Genomic DNA, 18,088 nt, shown 5'->3' on the forward strand with positions numbered 1-18,088 from the left:
CATCCTGAGCCAGGATCAAACTCTTCATTGTAAAAGTATCTTTCTCATCTGTTAAGATGATTTTCTTGCTCTGTTCAGGATGCCGTACAATTTATTGACTCTATCTTATATACCTATATATTATATAAGCATTGACGGTTCTATTTTAACTTGTACTACTTGTATTGTTTATCAATATTTCAAAGAACTAACGTGGCTTCCGCCGCGCCTGCTTTCTTTGCGAAAGCGGATGCAAAGATAAGGACTTTTTCAGATAACCTCCAAACTTTTTTGAAAGTTTTTTGTTTTTATTTTCTGAACCCCTTACTCTTTAGCAGAATGTCAATCATTAGGCTCTGTCTCTCTAGCAAAGCGGGTGCAAAAGTAGACAACTTATCAATAACATCCAAATATATTCAACTATTTTTTTGAAGTATTTTGAAAGAAAAACGCTAACTAGCTGAATCATAACGATGTTGTAGAACATGTTTTTTCAACAGAAAAAAGAGAAAGATGGGAATACACAAAAAAATAAGAGTAATAACACTAAAGAGTCAACCTAAGTCAGGTTATGACAGGCGCTATGGAAGAACTAAAAAAAAGCATAGCTTTAGAGAGCATAAAGCTATGCTTTAGCACTCGTAAAGCACTGCTTTAGCATTAACAAACCACCCGCCTGTTAATAACAGGTGGGTACAGAAGGTACATTTTTTCGGGGCTCTCTTACACACGCACACGCACGCGTATTATATAGTACCCCTTATCACCTGTATTGACAAACATTCTGCATTCAATCAGGCGTTTCAATCAGATGAGTATAGTATTATTTCAATTTATGAAGGAAAAACGAGCAACAGGATACAGGCACACAAGAACAACTGAGAGGTCTCGCAAGGTGAGGTAAGATCTCATAAAATCGACAATGGCAATAAATCTCCTTTGATAGGTGATGATAACATCTTTAATATTGTCAATAGAGACCACTTGGTCTCAAGCGATACTTTCTATACCTATTATACGCGCGTACGCGTGTGTGAGAAAATTATACGGTGCATCTACTGTACCTTTTGTACCCACCGGGCTGTTCATAACTTTTTTTTTGGGGGGGGCAACTCTCACCTAGTTGACATCTGAAAAATATTCCTCCTGCATTTACCAGTCTGCCTCATCCCATCCGGCAGCCAAATACCATTGCAAATTTTTAAAATAAGCATTCCATTTCGAAAAACTTTTGTATGGAATATAACAACCAATACCTGAATATACTTCAGGATCTATATTCACAAAGCCAGCATCATCGACATAATCTTTAAAAACAACCACCTTTGATAGTTGTTCTTCGAAAGCAGAAGGAATATTGTTGCTTGTCAGTTCACGCACAAAAGCTCGAAAATCATATGTTGAATAATTAAATGAAAAACGCCCATAACCATAATGGGTTTGAAAATAATTTATTTTATTACTATCAAACTTTGCCAAATTATCCTGATACTGCCCCATAATCAAACGAGTTATACTTGCCAAAGCTTGCATCTCATCCGTTTTTATTACAGCAATGGTAGCCCAAGGAATACGTTCCGTACATTCATTTTCATAGAAATCAACAAAATCTTTCGCTATACTTATTGCATTTTGTTTCGCATTATCCGTAGCCAACAAATATTTAACCATTTTAAAATAAGGAAAACCTTTATCCCATATCTCTGCAGGAGAAAGAATTAAATAATCAGCAGCATTCCTTAATTCATAAGCAACCTCAACTTGCGACATTAAACAAGCATCAAATAGTATATAATCAAAATGGATACCGGATTGCGCCAAAGCTTTCGATAAATCAGGAATATTTATTTTAGCTCCACTATCATCTCCAAAAGAACGACTTTTACTATCATCTACTGGTAACCATCCAGTAGCGTGAGAGCCAAAAATCAGACTATATCTTTCAGCTGGACAATAAGTCTCCACATCTTTCAAAACATTAACTACCACCTCATTCGATACGGAATTCTGGCTACTATAAGTTTTTATTACCTCTCTTTTACTGACAGAACCCTTGCCATCCACTTCATACTTAAACAGAGTTGGAACAGGAAATTCACCTTTTCTACTGCCACCATCCCAATAAATTACAAATGTACCAGGAGACGTAACTTCACTCAATCCTCGTTCTACTGATTCTATATTGTTGTATATCTGGCCACTGATATTATTATCTCCAACAAGATACATCAAGACTGTTTTTACCGCCACCGGAACAGAGGTATCATTATCATCACCACATGCCGATAAAAAAGTTGACAAACATACAAACAAAAATAATATTTTAATCTTTTTCATAATATTTCTCATTAATAACGGCACAAAGATAAAAAAATAAGAGATGCAAGTCTGCATCTCCTATCACATTAACAATTAAAATATTGTTATGAGTAAATATCACTTATATTACTCTTCCGGCTTTGTAAAGCGGAATTTTTCAGAATCAACCCGTGTTACTATTATTCTATTACTCCTCTTATATTTACTCAGAATTTTCGTAGCCTCTTTTTCCAGCTTCTTTCTATTTTCCGAGAAATAAATCATACAGGTACTATTTTGTTGTAATCTGTTATCTTCCAGATAATTTTTCAACTGATAGCTATACAACTCACGATGTGCCAAGAAACCGTCTTTACTGATCTTTGCACTATCCAATATCTGGATATCTGTGAAATAGACAACCGAATCAGTAAATGAAGCCGAAATTCCAAAAGCATACACAGGTTTTGAGTTACCTTTTTTCAAAGAAAAAGCGGAGCACATGGTAAACACAAGTGCAATGGCAAATAGTATTTTTACGTATTTCATATCATATAATTTTAATTGTGACAAAGGTAACAAAAAAAGTCGCATAAGTACATTCTCCGATATGAAAAGTGTTACCTATGCGACTCAAATTCTTTTTTCTTTCAGAAACTGATATTCCTTACTTATCCCAAGTAAGATTTGAGCAATTTACTACGATTACTTTGTCTAAGTCTTCTAATTGCTTTTTCCTTAATCTGACGAACACGCTCACGTGTGAGCCCAAACTTATCGCCGATTTCTTCCAATGTCATTTCCTGTTGTCCGATACCGAAAAACATCTGAATGATTTCTTTTTCCCTATCGGTTAACGTAGAAAGAGCTCTATCAATTTCCCTCGCAAGAGACTCATTAACCAGAGAGCGGTCCGCCATAGGCGAATCATCGTTTACCAACACATCCAGCAGGCTGTTATCCTCTCCTTCCACAAAAGGCGCATCCACCGAAATATGACGGCCGGATACCTTCAGCGTATCAGAGATCTTGTCAACCGGAATTTCCAGTTCGTCTGCCAACTCTTCGGGAGACGGACGCCGCTCGTTTTCCTGTTCGAATTTCGAGAAGGCTTTGCTGATCTTATTCAGCGAACCTACCTGATTCAACGGGAGACGAACAATACGCGACTGCTCTGCCAATGCTTGCAGAATAGACTGGCGAATCCACCATACAGCGTAGCTGATAAACTTGAATCCACGTGTTTCATCAAATTTTTCAGCAGCCTTAATCAGTCCTAAATTGCCTTCATTAATCAAGTCCGGCAAACTCAAACCCTGGTTTTGGTACTGTTTGGCCACAGATACGACGAAACGAAGATTGGCACGTGTCAGTTTCTCTAATGCCACACGGTCACCCTTACGAATGCGTTGAGCGAGTTCCACTTCTTCCTCGACAGTAATCAGGTCTTCGCGACCGATTTCCTGCAAATACTTGTCAAGAGAAGCGCTCTCTCTGTTAGTGATACTTTTGGTAATCTTTAGTTGTCTCATTCTTTAAAAACAGATTTGGTGCGCAAAGTTACGACAAATAATTTGTTAACATACAAATTTAAGCAACTTTTGCATTATATTTTTCAACTAATAAAACAAAAAGAGATGCCGACAAGTTGATAGCCGGCATCCTTTTTCTATTTCATTAGCTTATCCTATAATCTTCTTACCTTATTTTATATCTTCATTCCTGTGTCAAATCGACAGCGAAATATCCGCGTTTGCCTGATGGGAATACTCCTGTCAAGAACAATACCTGATTCGGAGATTTCACCGCTGCTTTCATCACTTCTTCCAAATCGCTGACCTTACGCATCGGCTGGTCGTTTGCCTTCAGGATGATAAATCCTTTGCGAACTCCCGCGTCGGACATCTTACCGGAAGAAACTCCTGTCACTTGCAGACCATAACCCAGATTCAACTGCTTCTTCAGGTCGTCCGGCAGCTCTTTGAAAGCAGCTCCCAGTATTTCCATACCTGCATCTTTCACAATCTTGGTAGTACCCTGTTCGTTCTTCAACGTTACTTCAACAGTCTTTTCCTTCTTATTACGGATCAGTTTCACTTTCACTTTATCGCCCGGACGATGTTTAGCGATAGCTTCCTGCAAGTCGGCCATGTTGGACACCTTCTTGTTGTCCAAACCGATGATTACGTCGTCCACCTTAATATCAGCTCCCGATGCAGAACCGTTTTCTACGATTTCAGAAACCCAAACGCCTTCTACTACACCCAGTTCTTTAGCTTTATCCGCCAAAGTAGTACCGGATTTATCAATCGGCTGACGGTCGTCCATCAAACTACTACCGATAGAACCACCACGGATACCAAGCAATGCACGCTGTACTGTCCCGTATTGTTTCAGGTCGGCAATTACTTTTGTCATAATGCTGGTCGGAATGGCAAAACCGTATCCGGCATAAGCGCCTGTCGGAGAAGAAAGCACTGAATTGATACCTACCAGCTCACCTTTAGCGTTCACCAATGCGCCACCACTATTACCTTGATTGATAGCCGCATCCGTCTGGATAAACGATTCGATACCTCCATTATAGACTCCCAGTGAACGCGCCTTCGCACTTACGATACCGGCAGTTACGGTAGAGTTCAAGTTGAACGGGTTACCTACCGCCAATACCCACTCTCCTACTTTCAACGCTTCAGAATCACCAACCGGAATAGTCGGAAAATCATCACCTTCGATTTTTACCAATGCAAGGTCAGTGCTGGGGTCAGTACCGATCACACGTCCTTTAAATTCACGGTTATCATTCAGTTTTACACTGATTTCATCCGCACCTTCAATCACGTGATTGTTCGTTACGATATAGCCGTCTTTTGAAATGATGACTCCCGAACCGAAACCTACACGAGGTTGAGATTGTACCTGACGTTGCTGTCCGCGTCCGTCACCGAAGAAGAAATCAAAAATGTCCGGCGCTTGCTGAACTGTTCTTGTTTTAGCTTCTTGGGTAGATCTTATATGTACAACAGCATGAAGCGAGTTTTCCGCAGCCTGGGTCAAATCGATCGGTTGAGCGTTCACAGCATCAAAAGCAGCCAATTTCACATTGGGATTCTGCTTGAACATCTCATTAAAAGATGTCTCTGTGGCAGCCTTGTTAGATTGCAACAATTTGTAAGTTGTCAACCCTGCAACTCCTGAGCTAAGAAGAACGATTGCTCCTATTCCCAGAATGTTCTTTGTTGTCTGTTTCATGATTTATAATTCTTTAAAATGTTAATATTCGACATTGTTTTAACTTTTACGACGTTAAAATAATAACAAATATCGTTCACTTATTCTACTTGTCACTCTTTTTTGTCCACTTTTAACAGAGAATATTTGGAGCTTAACAGCGCTTAACGACAACAACTGACAAATTTACATTCGTTGTATGTCAGATGGCTTTAACACTCTGACATTCATTCAGTAAAGTCAGATTTTCACGACACCGATACCGGGCAGTTCGTTCAGAGTGATTCTACCTTTCACCACTTCCACCCCTTTAAAACGGTCATTAGAGATGAGCAGGTTACCATCCAAATCAGCAAAATCCACTAACGGAGAGAACTGCGACGCTGCCGATATAGCGCAGGAAGTCTCTGTCATACATCCTACCATAACACGCATTCCCAGTGCATGGGCCAAAGTCACCATTTTCCACGCTTCACGCATGCCGGTGCACTTCATCAGTTTGATGTTGATTCCCGTGAAAGCCCCTTTCAAAGCCGCCACATCCGCTAGGCGCTGCAAAGATTCATCGGCAAATATCGGCAACGGGCTCTGTTGCGTGATCCAAGCGATATCATCCAACTGCTCTTTCGGCATAGGTTGCTCTATCATCACTATTCCTTTTTCTTTCAGCCAATGAATCATATCCAACGCATACAGACGGTCCTTCCACCCTTGATTCGCGTCAACAGCTATAGGAAGGTCCGTTACCGAACGAATGGTTTCAATCATTTCCTTATCATTGTCCCGACCCAATTTTACTTTTAATATATTAAACCGATCTGCGCACTCTTTTGTTTTCTCACGCACCACATCGAGCGTATCAATCCCTATCGTAAAGGTAGTAGAAGGCGTCTTTTCCTTATTCAACCCCCATATTTTATACCAGGGAGCACCCAACAGTTTTCCTACCAGATCATGAAGGGCAATATCAACCGCCGCTTTAGCTGCCGTATCTTTCGGTGAAAGACTGTCGACGTATGACAAAATGTCATCTAACTGAAACGGATCATTAAATTGTTCCAGATTCACTTTCTTAAGGAAATTCATAACGGACTCCACCGTTTCTCCCAAGTAAGGCGGCATGGAAGCTTCCCCGTATCCTGTTATCCCTTCATATTCTATTTCCACCTGCACGTCGGGAGTCGTTGTACGCGAATAAGTAGCTACCGTAAATACATGTCTTAACTTCAACTCATAAGGAAAGAATTTCATTTTCATCTTTCCTCCCAAACCAAGCTTATTTATATTATAAGGTAATGATTCTCCAGCCAACGTCTGACGTACAACCAACCCGGAACCCAGAGCAGCCAAAGCCGCCGTCTTCAAGAAATCTCTTCTGTTTTGCATAAAATAAATAAATTAATGAAGAATTCTTCATTTTAATTGCCGTAATAGGGATTGCGATCCGTAGTATTCATGCCTTTCTCCTTATTAATATAAGGTAAGAAACGGACTGCAAAAAGCAAACGTCCCGTATTGAATGCATCATAATTCTTATCCGAAGGTTCAAAACTGCTTATATGCACATCCCCCAAAGCATGGATAAAACGCTTGTTGCCGAGATAGATCCCCACGTGTGAGATTCCCTCTTTTTGTTCGCCCGTTGCCTTCCGACCGAAGAAAACCAAGTCTCCCCGCTGCACATTGGCAAAATCGGAAGCTATTTCGATACGTTCGCCCACATACGCCTGTTGCAACGCATCTCTCGGAATGATGATATCATGCATAAAAAGCACTGTCCGGACCAGACCGCTGCAATCCACTCCTTTTGAAGAAGTGCCCGCCCACAAATAAGGAACTCCTATCATTGTATAAGCCGTCTCGATAATGCTTTCAACATCTTGTTTCAACGAAGCTCTCCATCGGTTTTCAGGCTGTGAAATAGATTTCGGAATATAAGCCTGTCTGCCGTCCGGATAAGACACTTTATAAAAATGTCCTTTGCTACCTTCCCACTTCAGACGATTACCGGCCACTACATCAGACACGGTTTGGGAAGTTGCATCCGGTTTCTCATAAGTAAATCCGTAATGTGAAGTTACAACAATCTTTTCCGCACGGTTCCATTCATCATATTTCTCTTTTGACATAGGAGTAATCACCATCCGGTGTACCCAGCCGGTATAGTCATCCGGAGTCTGAATCTCGTACCAGCCGGTGTATTGCAGAACTTTGACCGGCATACCCAATAATGCTTGCGTGCTCATACCGGAGGTAAACTTGCCTTCTTCGCGCATATTACAAACAGAAATATGCACTACCCCATACGCAGAATCAGCAGGCATGGGGCGTATCTCCTGAGCTTTCAGACTGAGTATCGCCATTGCCAGAAAATAAAAGAAAAAGAGAATGTTTTTTTTCATTGAATCATGTTTTAATGATAGCAAAGTTAGAAAATATTTCTATTTGTGATACTTTCTTTAGCTAAAACAAAATAAATGACGTATTTTTGCAGTCTAAAGCAGTTGGCCGGTCTGTCGCGTGCACGTCAGCGTGCAGGAGGAAAGTCCGGGCAACACAGAGCATCCTACTTCCTAACAGAAAGCTGTCCGCGAGGGTAGAGTAACGTAGAAGAAAATAACCGCCACTCCTTTCGGGGAGAGGTAAGGGTGAGAAGGTGGGGTAAGAGCCCACCAGCCGTATGGTGACATATCGGGCTGTACGTCTTAGGAGTTGTAAGGTCATGTAAACCGGCGTTATGAGAGTTGCTCGCTCCATGTCGGAGGGTAGACCGCTAAAGTGTCGTGGTGACACGTCACTCAGATAAATGACAGGCACTTTTTATAAGTAAAATTATAGAAGGTACAGAACTCGGCTTATAGGCTGACTGCTTTTTCTTTTTTTAAATTCTAAGCCATGAAGAAGAAATTCACCGATATATGGAAATTCCTCACGTATGACATCTGGCGTATTACGGAAGATGAAGTGACCCGAACCAAGTTCTCACTTTACAATATTATAAAGACCATCTATCTTTGTATCAACCGGTTCACCAAAGACCGGATGGCCAACAAAGCCTCCGCGCTGACTTACAGCACCCTGCTTGCCATTGTTCCGATACTTGCCATCCTGTTTGCAGTGGCACGCGGTTTTGGATTTAATAATTTGATGGAGCACCAATTCCGCAACGGATTCGGAGGAAACACAGAAACAACAGAAGCTATCCTCTCATTTGTCGATTCATACCTTTCGCAGACCAAAGGGGGAGTATTCATCGGAATCGGTCTGGTGATGTTGCTATGGACAGTCATCAATCTGGTCAGCAATATCGAAATCACGTTCAACCGTATCTGGGAAGTAAAGAAAGCCCGGTCTATGTACCGTAAAATAACGGACTACTTCTCCATGTTCCTGTTAATGCCGATCTTGATTGTGGTCTCCGGCGGTCTTTCCATTTTTATGAGCACCATGCTCAAGCAGATGGATGATTTTGTGCTGCTGGCCCCTATCATGAAGTTCATGATACGTCTTATACCCTTTGTACTGACTTGGCTGATGTTCACCGGACTTTATATCTTCATGCCGAATACGAAAGTGAAATTCAAGCACGCGCTTATCGCAGGCGTTTTGGCAGGAACCGCCTACCAAGCTTTCCAGTATCTATATATCAGCAGTCAGTTGGGAGTATCAAAATACAATGCCATCTATGGTAGTTTTGCCGCTTTACCTTTATTCCTGCTTTGGTTGCAAATATCCTGGACTATCTGTCTGTTCGGTGCGGAGCTGGCCTATGCAGGTCAGAATATCCAGAGTTTCAGTTTCGACCAGGATACCCGCAATATCAGCAGGCGCTACCGGGACTTTATATCCATCCTCATTATGTCCCTCATCGCCAAACAGTTTGAGAAAAACGAGCCGCCTTATACAGCCGCGCAAATTTCGGAAGAACATCAAATACCGATCAGACTCACCAATCAAGTACTTTATCAACTACAGGAAATAGACTTGATCCATGAGGTAGTCACAGATGCAAAAAGTGAGGAAATCGGTTATCAGCCGTCTATGGACATCAATCAACTGAACGTAGCCATCCTGCTCGACCGCTTGGATACATACGGCTCGGAGAATTTCAAGATAGACAAAGATGAAGAATTCAGCGACGAATGGAAAGTACTGACCGAATCCAGAGAAGAATACTATAAGAAGGCAAGCAAAGTGTTACTCAAGGATTTGTAGCCTATTTATAGCTGTTGTAGGAAATCACTTTTTCTTTCGGTTTTCTCATCTTCTTTCTTTTCTCCTTCACCGGATAGCCTATCGTGATATCCAGCAATACACGTTTGGACGAAGGGATGCCTGTCAGTCGCTTCATTTCCTTTTCGTCAAACCAGCCTATCATACACGAGCCCAGTCCTTCACTTTCAGCAGCAAGGGTGATATGAGCGGCGGCAATCCCGATATCAATCAAAGGAAAATGTTTATCTTTCACTTTTCCCCCGAGCATTGAAGTAATATTGGCCGACTCTTCCACAACTAAGATATGCACAGGCGCATCTTTGGCAAACTTATTCATTCCCAGTCCTGCTGCAGCCTTGCCAATCTTCACAGCTAGTTCACGGTCGGTTATCACCACAAACTTCCAGGGTTGGGCATTGCAAGCGGAAGGAGCCAGACGACCTGCCTCCAAAATCCGCTCTAACTTCTCCGTCTCCACCGGACGTTCTTTATCATACGCCCGGTCACTCTGACGGGAAAGTACTAATTGCAGAAAATCACTGTATTCCATCTTATTTATATTGAATCATCCGGCTGATATACTTACCGATAATGTCAAACTCTATATTCACCACACTGCCAATGGCAAACGTATGGAAATTGGTATGCTCGTAAGTATAAGGAATAATGGCCACCTGGAACGTATCATCCGTGGGATTGCATACTGTCAGACTGACACCGTTTACCGTCACCGAACCTTTATCCACAGTAATATATCCACGTTTCGCCATTTCCTTATCAAACGCATAACGGAATGTAAAATACCAGCTTCCTTCCGCATCCTTTATGTCAACACAAGTGGCGGTCTGATCCACATGTCCCTGCACAATATGACCGTCCAACCGGCCGTTCATCACCATGCTGCGCTCCACATTCACTTTGTCTCCCACTTCCAGCAGACCGAGATTGGACCGTTCCAGCGTTTCTTTCATAGCAGTCACCGTATAGGTGTCATCCGTCATACTTACGACTGTCAGACATACACCATTGTGAGAAATACTCTGATCAACCTTCAACTCATTCACAAACGAACACTTCAATGTAAAGTGTATATTCTCCTGGTCTTTCACCAGCGCCACCAAAGTAGCATATTCTTCTACAATTCCGGAAAACATAATTCTACTTATTATTTCATGATTTACTATTCTACGTTTAAAAGCACTCCTTTAATGCAAGGGTCAAAGATACGAATAAGCAAGGAGGATAGAAAATAAGAGCATAAAAAATTCACATTACACACAGACCTGTGACAAGAGAGATGGTAAAAAAGGCAGCAGATGAATGTCTCAAATACTGCCTTATAATCCGAAAGGGTGGAAATTTACATACGTTTATATGTCATTTTACGGTAAAAGTCTCCATCTTCGTCAGTTTATTTTTGTTCAACTACCAATTGACTGGAATTAACAACAAGTAATTTGACAGAAGTAAATTCTGTACCTCCTCCATCCACAGGAATCAGATTGTTGCCATCTAAAGTAAATTTCTCAATATCGTTTTGATGCCACTGGTTGTTGTAATAATAATTGAGATGCAAGTGCGAGGAACACAACATGGAAAATTGCACACTTCTTAATAAACAGATTGGCAAAGTAGACAAACTGTCCGGTTCTTATACTGTCCAAAATGTAGATTGGTAGACATTAAATAAGGACATAAAAAAATGGGGCTTTTCACAAAGCTCCATTCTTCAGTTTTCAATAGGTATTAGTTTTTTTTTAAGGTAAAAAGATTGTTTTCAGGATAACGGTGCAAATATAGGGGCTTTTACCGATACTATCCAAATTATAAAACATGTCATATAACATCTTTTTGAAAAATCTTTGGATTTATTATCATTTGACGCAAAAACTCCTGTAACTAGCCCGTTACAGGAGTCAAATATAAGATATTTTTTTAAGGAGACCTAATTTCTGTTTAAAAATTCGCCCAAAATTACTTCTCCGGATAATTTTCGTCCGTTTTTCCACGATGTTTTAACACTTTGGCATCAATGAAAAATACGATTTCCTCAGCAATGTTGGTGATATGGTCTCCTGCACGTTCCAATTTGCGGAACACGCTGACCAAGTCCACCCCCGTATGTACCGCTTCCGGATGTTCGGTAATATAGTCCGCAATGATACCTGTTGCCCCAGCATTGATCTCATCCAGCAAATTATCTTTGGCAAAGACACCTGCCGCCAGTTCAATACTCTCCTCATTCAAGGCACGTTTCGCCAGCTCCAGCATGGACAAAACCTCAGCCTGCATCTCCGCCAGCCTAAGACGGTTCAACAGTTCTGCATCCAACACCGGTTCTTTACTACGAATCACAAAGCGGGCAATCCCTTCCGCAAAGTCTCCCAAGCGTTCCAGATTCGTATTGATTTTCAGCATAGCCAGCACAAAACGCAGGTCGATCGCCACCGGATTATATAACGCGATAATATCTTCCACATCACTGTCTATCTTCAGCTCAAAGGCATTCACCCTGCGTTCGCGAACCATCACCTGCTGAGCCAACTCTTTGTCAAGAGTCAATACAGCCTCTCCGGCACGGTCGAGCTGGTTGTACACCAACGTCCACATCTCATCAATTTCCTTCTTCAATAGAACAAGTTCCGATTCTATAAACTTTACCATAGTCTACTTATATATAAATGATTAATATTCTGTTTCTAACACAGGCAAGGGGGGCCGTTCTATCCGAAGCGACCTGTAATATAATTCTGCGTAGCCTCTTTCTCCGGATTTGTGAATATCTTCTTGGTCTGATCGAATTCTACCATCTCGCCCATATAAAAGAAAGCCGTTTTGTCGCTGACACGGGCCGCCTGCTGCATATTGTGCGTCACAATCACAATAGTATAGTCTTTTTTCAGCTCGTGAATCAGCTCCTCCACTTTTGCCGTAGAAATGGGGTCGAGCGCAGACGCAGGTTCGTCCATCAGCAACACCGAAGGAGACACCGCCATAGCACGGGCAATGCAAAGACGTTGCTGCTGTCCGCCGGACAAGGCATAAGCCGATTCCTTCAACTTATCTTTCACCTCATCCCAAAGTGCCGCCCCTTTCAGTGTTTCCTCCACACGCTGGCGGATGAAAGCGTTATCTTTCACTCCATTCACACGAAGTCCGTAAGCCACATTCTCGAATATGCTTTTCGGAAAAGGATTAGGACGCTGAAACACCATTCCCACATTCTTGCGCAGTTCGTCCACCGCCACGCTTTTAGAATAGATATTCTGCCCGTCAATACGAATCTCCCCTTCCAGACGGGTGGCGGGAATCAGATCGTTCATCCGATTGAAAAGCCGGAGGAAGGTAGACTTACCACAACCGGAAGGCCCGATAAAGGCAACAACCGACTTCTCTTCAATCTGCATACTGATACCTTTCAACGCATGGAAATCACCATACCAGAAATTCACGTCGCGCGCATCTATTTTCACTGTATCCATATATACTAACTCAATTCGTTTTTACCCTTTTCTCAAAATACTTTCTCAACGCATTCGCCAGCAAATTCACCAGCAGAATAATCATAATCAGTACCAATGCCGTACCGTATGCCAATGGCAGCTGCGCCTCCATATCCGTTCCACTTGTAGAAATCACATACAGATGATAAGGCAACGCCATACACTGATCCAGAATGCTTGCCGGAAGATGCGGAAGGAAATAGGCGGCACAGGTGAACAGAATCGGCGCCGTCTCTCCCGACACCCGTCCCAAAGCAAGAATCAGCCCGGTGATAATATTCGGCATACCCATCGGAAGAATAACGTGCCAGATCGTCTGCAACTTCGTCGCTCCCAACGCCCGGCTTCCCTCACGCATACTGTCGGGAATCGCCTTCAAAGCCTCTTCCGTCGTCCGGATAACCAAAGGTACACAAAGTAAGCCTAATGTCAAAGAACCGGCCAGAATACTATCACCGAACCCCATATAATTGACAAAAAGCGCCATACCGAACAAACCGAACACAATAGAGGGAATACCACTCAGATTGTTCGTCATCACCCGGATAAAGCGTACCAATTTGCCTTTCGGCGCATACTCGTTCATATAGATTCCACTCATCACCCCCACCGGAAAAGCAAATAGCGCACTACCCACCATCAGATAAAAAGTACCGACAATAGCCGGCCAGATGCCTCCTCCCGTCATTCCATCCGTAGGAGACGAAGTGATAAACTCCCAGCTGATGGCACCGATTCCTTTATAGATGATAAATCCCAGAATCACAAACAATATCAGCACAATGCAAAGACTCAACAATCGGAATAGGCCGAAAGCGATCTTCTGCGAACGGTGCTTGGCTTTATTATTACTCCTTACTTCCATATTATTTACTTCGTTTTAGTCCTTTAGAAGAAATGTATTCCACACTAAAGTTGATGATCAGTGTAATGAAGAACAACACGACACCTAACAGGAATAATGCCTGATAATGCGGACCTCCCGCCGGTGCTTCCCCCAATTCCGCCGCAATGGTGGCAGGAATCGTACGCAACGGTTCCAAAATAGTGGTCGGAATCACGGCCGCGTTTCCCGTCACCATCAATACTGCCATCGTTTCTCCGATAGCCCGCCCGATACCCAACACCACGCCGGACGTAATGCCCGAGATGGAATAAGGAATCACTACCTTATATATAGTCTGCCACTGTGAAGCCCCCAGCGCCAGACTCGCTTCACGCATGGCGCGCGGACAATTCCTCATCGCATCTTCCGTCACTGTTATAATAGTAGGCAGCGCCATTATAGCCAACACGATACTCCCTGCCAGACCGCTTTCTCCTACCGGAAGATCAAACAATTTCTGAATCAACGGAACAATGACGATCAAACCGAAAAAGCCATAGACAACGGAAGGAATGCCACTCAACAATTCAATGACCGGCTTCAGCCAGTTCCGTACTTTCGGATGGGCTACTTCGGACATATAGATAGAAACCGAAAGTCCGAAAGGCAGCGCGAAAAGAATGGCAAACAGGCTCACCCACAACGTACCGCCAATCAGAGGCAGGAAGCCGAACTGTGCGGCCGGAGTCGCCGTCGGAAACCATTCGGCTCCCGCAAAGACATCTTTCACGGAAATGGTGTTGTCCTCTATAAAATGCACCGCATCCGGATGAACGATAAACTGCTGCGGAACAAAAGCCACAATGCCCGGTGTCTTCCCCACCAGTTCCGTTACCTTATCTCCCGCATACTCATAGGCAGCTCCGAGTTCCTCCTCCGTATAATATTGTGTAATATCCTCCAGACGAAAAACCCGGATAGGGAGATCTTCCCCACCGAGTTCCTTCCAATTGGTTATCTCCCCGTCAAAAACATTCTTTATCTGAGCCGGACTCAGAACGCTTACCTTATTACTTTTATTCAGTGCCAGCACATAACCTTCCTCGATCACTTTGCTTCTGAATAGCCCGAAAGCCTCCGTAAACAGGAAGAGTACAATCAGCAGAATCGTAATACTTGTTACGAAACCGCTGCAAGTCAGAATCCCTTCTATAATCTTTTCCAAAAACTTTTTCATACCTGTCGATTTCTGATGCAAAGAAAGCGGCTCCTTATTAAAGAGATGTGACTAACGTTTGAAGGAAATGTTTCAATCTTGTTACATTTATGTTACAAACACCTTTTACCCGCTAGATGCAATAGAAATGTAACATCCGATTGCTTTATTTGCATCCGTATTCATTTACATCCGTACAAAAAAGAAGATTTATGAAAGTGAGAAGAAGTTTATTAATAGCCCTGTCCTTATTGTCAATCAGTGCCAGCGCGCAACGCATCAAAGGCAGTGATACGGTACTACCTGTCGCCCAGCAGACAGCAGAACGGTTTATGAACCAACACCCAGACACCCGTGTCACCGTGACCGGCGGAGGAACCGGTGTAGGAATTTCCGCGCTATTGGACAACACGACGGACATCGCAATGGCTTCCCGCCCTATCAAGTTCAGCGAAAAGATGAAAATCAAGAGTGCGGGAGAAGATGTAGCCGAAATAGTTGTGGCGTATGACGCCCTTGCCGTAGTAGCGCATCCTTCCAATCCAGTAAAGCAACTCACCCGCCAACAACTGGAAGACATCTTTCGGGGGAAAATCACCAATTGGAAGCAAGTAGGCGGTGACGACCGCAAAATTGTGGTTTACTCCCGCGAGACCTCTTCCGGCACTTATGAATTTTTCAAAGAGAGCGTACTCAAAAACAAAAACTACATGGCGAGCAGCCTTTCCATGCCCGCAACGGGCGCCATTATCCAGTCGGTCAGCCAGACCAAAGGAGCCATCGGATATGTCGGACTTGCCTATGTGTCTCCACGTGTCAAAACCCTTTCCGTATCCTATGACGGAAAACATTATGCAGCCCCCACAGTAGAGAATGCCACCAACAAGACTTATCCCATCGTCCGCCCGCTTTACTACTATTACAATGTAAAGAAGAAAGCGGAAATCGATCCTTTGATTCAGTACATTCTTTCTCCCGACGGACAGGACATTATAAAAAAGAGCGGTTATATTCCGGTTAAATAAAAAAAATGTCCTACTTTTGTAGCCTGAATCATGTATTAGCATAAAACGTTATGACAGATATTAAAAACGAAGAAGTAGCAAGTGAAAAAAAGAGCTTGAACTTTATAGAACAGGCAGTAGAAAAAGACTTGAAAGAAGGTAAAAACGGTGGAAAAGTACAGACACGTTTCCCGCCCGAGCCAAACGGATACCTTCACATCGGCCATGCCAAAGCCATTTGCCTCGATTTCGGCATTGCAGAAAAACATGGCGGTGTATGCAACCTTCGTTTCGACGACACAAACCCCACCAAAGAGGATGTGGAATATGTAGAAGCTATCAAAGAAGACATCCAATGGTTAGGCTACCGTTGGGGAAATGAATATTATGCTTCCGACTACTTCCAACAATTATGGGACTTCGCCATCCGTCTGATTCAGGAAGGAAAAGCATATATCGACGAACAGAGTTCCGAACAGATCGCGCAGCAAAAAGGCACTCCTACCCAACCGGGTGTGGAAAGCCCTTACCGCAACCGTCCGATTGAAGAAAGTCTCGAACTTTTCAAGAAAATGAATAGTGGAGAGATTGAAGAGGGCGCTATGGTGCTTCGCGCCAAAATCGATATGGCCAACCCGAATATGCACTTCCGCGACCCGATTATTTATCGTGTGGTGAAACATCCGCATCACCGTACCGGCACTACATGGAAAGCCTACCCTATGTATGACTTCGCGCACGGTCAGAGCGACTTCTTTGAAGGGGTGACCCATTCACTGTGTACGCTTGAGTTTGTAGTACACCGTCCGCTCTACGACCTCTTCATCGACTGGCTGAAAGAAGGAAAAGACCTGAATGACAACCGTCCCCGTCAGACCGAGTTCAACAAACTGAACCTGAGCTATACGCTGATGAGCAAACGCAACCTGCTCACTCTGGTAAAAGAGGGGCTGGTGAACGGATGGGACGATCCCCGTATGCCGACCATCTGCGGTTTCCGCCGTCGCGGTTACTCGCCGGAATCTATCCATAAGTTTATCGACAAAATCGGTTATACCACATACGACGCACTGAATGACATCGCACTGCTCGAAAGTTCTGTCCGCGAAGACCTGAACAGCCGCGCTACCCGCGTGTCCGCAGTAATCAATCCGGTGAAACTCGTCATCACGAACTATCCGGAAGGACAAGTAGAAGAATTGGAAGCCATCAATAACCCGGAAGATCCGGAAGCGGGAAGCCACTTGATTGAGTTCAGCCGCGAGTTGTGGATGGAACGTGAAGACTTCATGGAAGATGCTCCCAAGAAATATTTCCGCATGACACCCGGACAGGAAGTACGTCTCAAGAATGCTTATATCGTGAAATGTACCGGCTGCAAGAAAGATGAAAACGGCGTGATCACGGAAGTGTACTGCGAATATGACCCGAACACCCGCAGCGGTATGCCGGACGCGAACCGCAAAGTGAAAGGTACGCTTCACTGGGTGAGCTGCAACCACTGCATACAAGCAGAGGTGCGTTTGTACGACCGTCTGTGGAAAGTAGAAAATCCGCGTGACGAACTGGCTGCCATCCGCGAAGCGAAGAATTGCGAGGCACTGGAAGCCATGAAAGAAATTATTAACCCGGACTCATTGAAAGTTCTCCCTAACTGCTACATAGAAAAGTTCGCAGCTACACTGCCCACCCTCTCCTACTTACAGTTCCAACGGATTGGATATTTCAATATTGACAAGGACTCAACACCGGAAAATCTGATCTTCAACCGCACTGTGGGATTAAAAGACACGTGGGGCAAGATCAATAAATAAAA

The 18,088-nt window shown here is 43.3% G+C and carries 15 protein-coding genes and 1 other RNA gene; 4 read left to right on the top strand and 12 right to left on the bottom strand.

The features are described 5' to 3' along the window. Positions 1-1,131 precede the first annotated feature (1,131 nt). The 6 genes from H8S63_RS09785 to H8S63_RS09810 all read right to left on the bottom strand — a co-directional run bounded on the left by H8S63_RS09785 (position 1,132) and on the right by H8S63_RS09810 (position 7,910). On the bottom strand, positions 1,132-2,316 hold the full coding sequence (locus H8S63_RS09785; protein WP_186926654.1) for a clostripain-related cysteine peptidase: 1,185 nt from the start codon (positions 2,314-2,316) through the stop codon (positions 1,132-1,134). A gap of 108 nt (positions 2,317-2,424) precedes the next feature. After that, entirely contained in the window at positions 2,425-2,826 is a 402-nt protein-coding gene (locus H8S63_RS09790) for a hypothetical protein (protein WP_022276645.1), read from the bottom strand. Between the two features lie 122 nt (positions 2,827-2,948). Beyond that, on the bottom strand, positions 2,949-3,809 hold the full coding sequence (locus tag H8S63_RS09795; RefSeq protein ID WP_002561589.1) for an RNA polymerase sigma factor RpoD/SigA: 861 nt from the start codon (positions 3,807-3,809) through the stop codon (positions 2,949-2,951). Between the two features lie 184 nt (positions 3,810-3,993). Continuing rightward, positions 3,994-5,529 carry a trypsin-like peptidase domain-containing protein gene (locus H8S63_RS09800; RefSeq protein ID WP_186926655.1) on the bottom strand — a complete coding sequence of 512 codons (1,536 nt, stop codon included), beginning with the start codon at positions 5,527-5,529 and terminating at the stop codon, positions 3,994-3,996. A 219-nt stretch (positions 5,530-5,748) separates the two neighbouring features. Then, positions 5,749-6,894 (bottom strand): dipeptide epimerase, encoded by a 1,146-nt coding sequence (locus H8S63_RS09805; RefSeq protein ID WP_007758249.1) that lies wholly within the window; start codon positions 6,892-6,894, stop codon positions 5,749-5,751. A 32-nt stretch (positions 6,895-6,926) separates the two neighbouring features. Continuing rightward, positions 6,927-7,910: a C40 family peptidase gene (locus tag H8S63_RS09810; RefSeq protein ID WP_186926656.1), complete on the bottom strand. Its 984-nt coding sequence runs from the start codon at positions 7,908-7,910 to the stop codon at positions 6,927-6,929. A 98-nt stretch (positions 7,911-8,008) separates the two neighbouring features. Here H8S63_RS09810 and rnpB point away from each other — a divergent pair. Both rnpB and H8S63_RS09820 read left to right on the top strand, forming a co-directional pair. Beyond that, positions 8,009-8,382: RNase P RNA component class A (gene rnpB / locus H8S63_RS09815), an RNA gene on the top strand. A 21-nt stretch (positions 8,383-8,403) separates the two neighbouring features. Continuing rightward, complete coding sequence (locus tag H8S63_RS09820) at positions 8,404-9,723, top strand: YihY/virulence factor BrkB family protein (protein WP_186926657.1); 1,320 nt, start codon at positions 8,404-8,406, stop codon at positions 9,721-9,723. A gap of 1 nt (position 9,724) precedes the next feature. On the opposite strand, the gene H8S63_RS09825 is transcribed toward H8S63_RS09820, so the two are convergent. The 6 genes from H8S63_RS09825 to pstC form a co-directional block, all read right to left on the bottom strand. Beyond that, the gene (locus tag H8S63_RS09825) at positions 9,725-10,273 is read right to left on the bottom strand and encodes a nitroreductase family protein (protein ID WP_007758254.1); all 549 of its coding nucleotides are present in this window, start codon (positions 10,271-10,273) and stop codon (positions 9,725-9,727) included. Between the two features lies 1 nt (position 10,274). Next, positions 10,275-10,877, bottom strand: a complete 603-nt coding sequence (locus tag H8S63_RS09830; RefSeq protein ID WP_186926658.1) for a riboflavin synthase — start codon at positions 10,875-10,877, stop codon at positions 10,275-10,277. Positions 10,878-11,697: 820 nt separating this feature from the next. Continuing rightward, on the bottom strand, positions 11,698-12,387 hold the full coding sequence (phoU, locus tag H8S63_RS09835) for a phosphate signaling complex protein PhoU (RefSeq protein WP_007758257.1): 690 nt from the start codon (positions 12,385-12,387) through the stop codon (positions 11,698-11,700). 59 nt (positions 12,388-12,446) lie between these two features. Beyond that, positions 12,447-13,205 (bottom strand): phosphate ABC transporter ATP-binding protein PstB, encoded by a 759-nt coding sequence (gene pstB, locus H8S63_RS09840; protein WP_007766411.1) that lies wholly within the window; start codon positions 13,203-13,205, stop codon positions 12,447-12,449. 10 nt (positions 13,206-13,215) lie between these two features. Continuing rightward, the gene (gene pstA, locus H8S63_RS09845; protein ID WP_007758267.1) at positions 13,216-14,091 is read right to left on the bottom strand and encodes a phosphate ABC transporter permease PstA; all 876 of its coding nucleotides are present in this window, start codon (positions 14,089-14,091) and stop codon (positions 13,216-13,218) included. 1 nt (position 14,092) lies between these two features. Next, entirely contained in the window at positions 14,093-15,289 is a 1,197-nt protein-coding gene (pstC, locus tag H8S63_RS09850) for a phosphate ABC transporter permease subunit PstC (RefSeq protein WP_186926659.1), read from the bottom strand. A gap of 191 nt (positions 15,290-15,480) precedes the next feature. Between pstC and H8S63_RS09855 the strand changes: the two genes are divergently transcribed. Further along, a complete protein-coding gene (locus tag H8S63_RS09855; protein WP_022276638.1) occupies positions 15,481-16,293 on the top strand; it encodes a PstS family phosphate ABC transporter substrate-binding protein in 813 nt (270 codons plus the stop codon). 50 nt (positions 16,294-16,343) lie between these two features. Continuing rightward, positions 16,344-18,086, top strand: a complete 1,743-nt coding sequence (locus H8S63_RS09860) for a glutamine--tRNA ligase/YqeY domain fusion protein (protein WP_007758273.1) — start codon at positions 16,344-16,346, stop codon at positions 18,084-18,086. Positions 18,087-18,088 lie beyond the last annotated feature (2 nt).

It is taken from the genome of Bacteroides sp. NSJ-39, from assembly GCF_014287315.1.
Taxonomy (GTDB): Bacteria; Bacteroidota; Bacteroidia; order Bacteroidales; family Bacteroidaceae; genus Bacteroides; species Bacteroides finegoldii.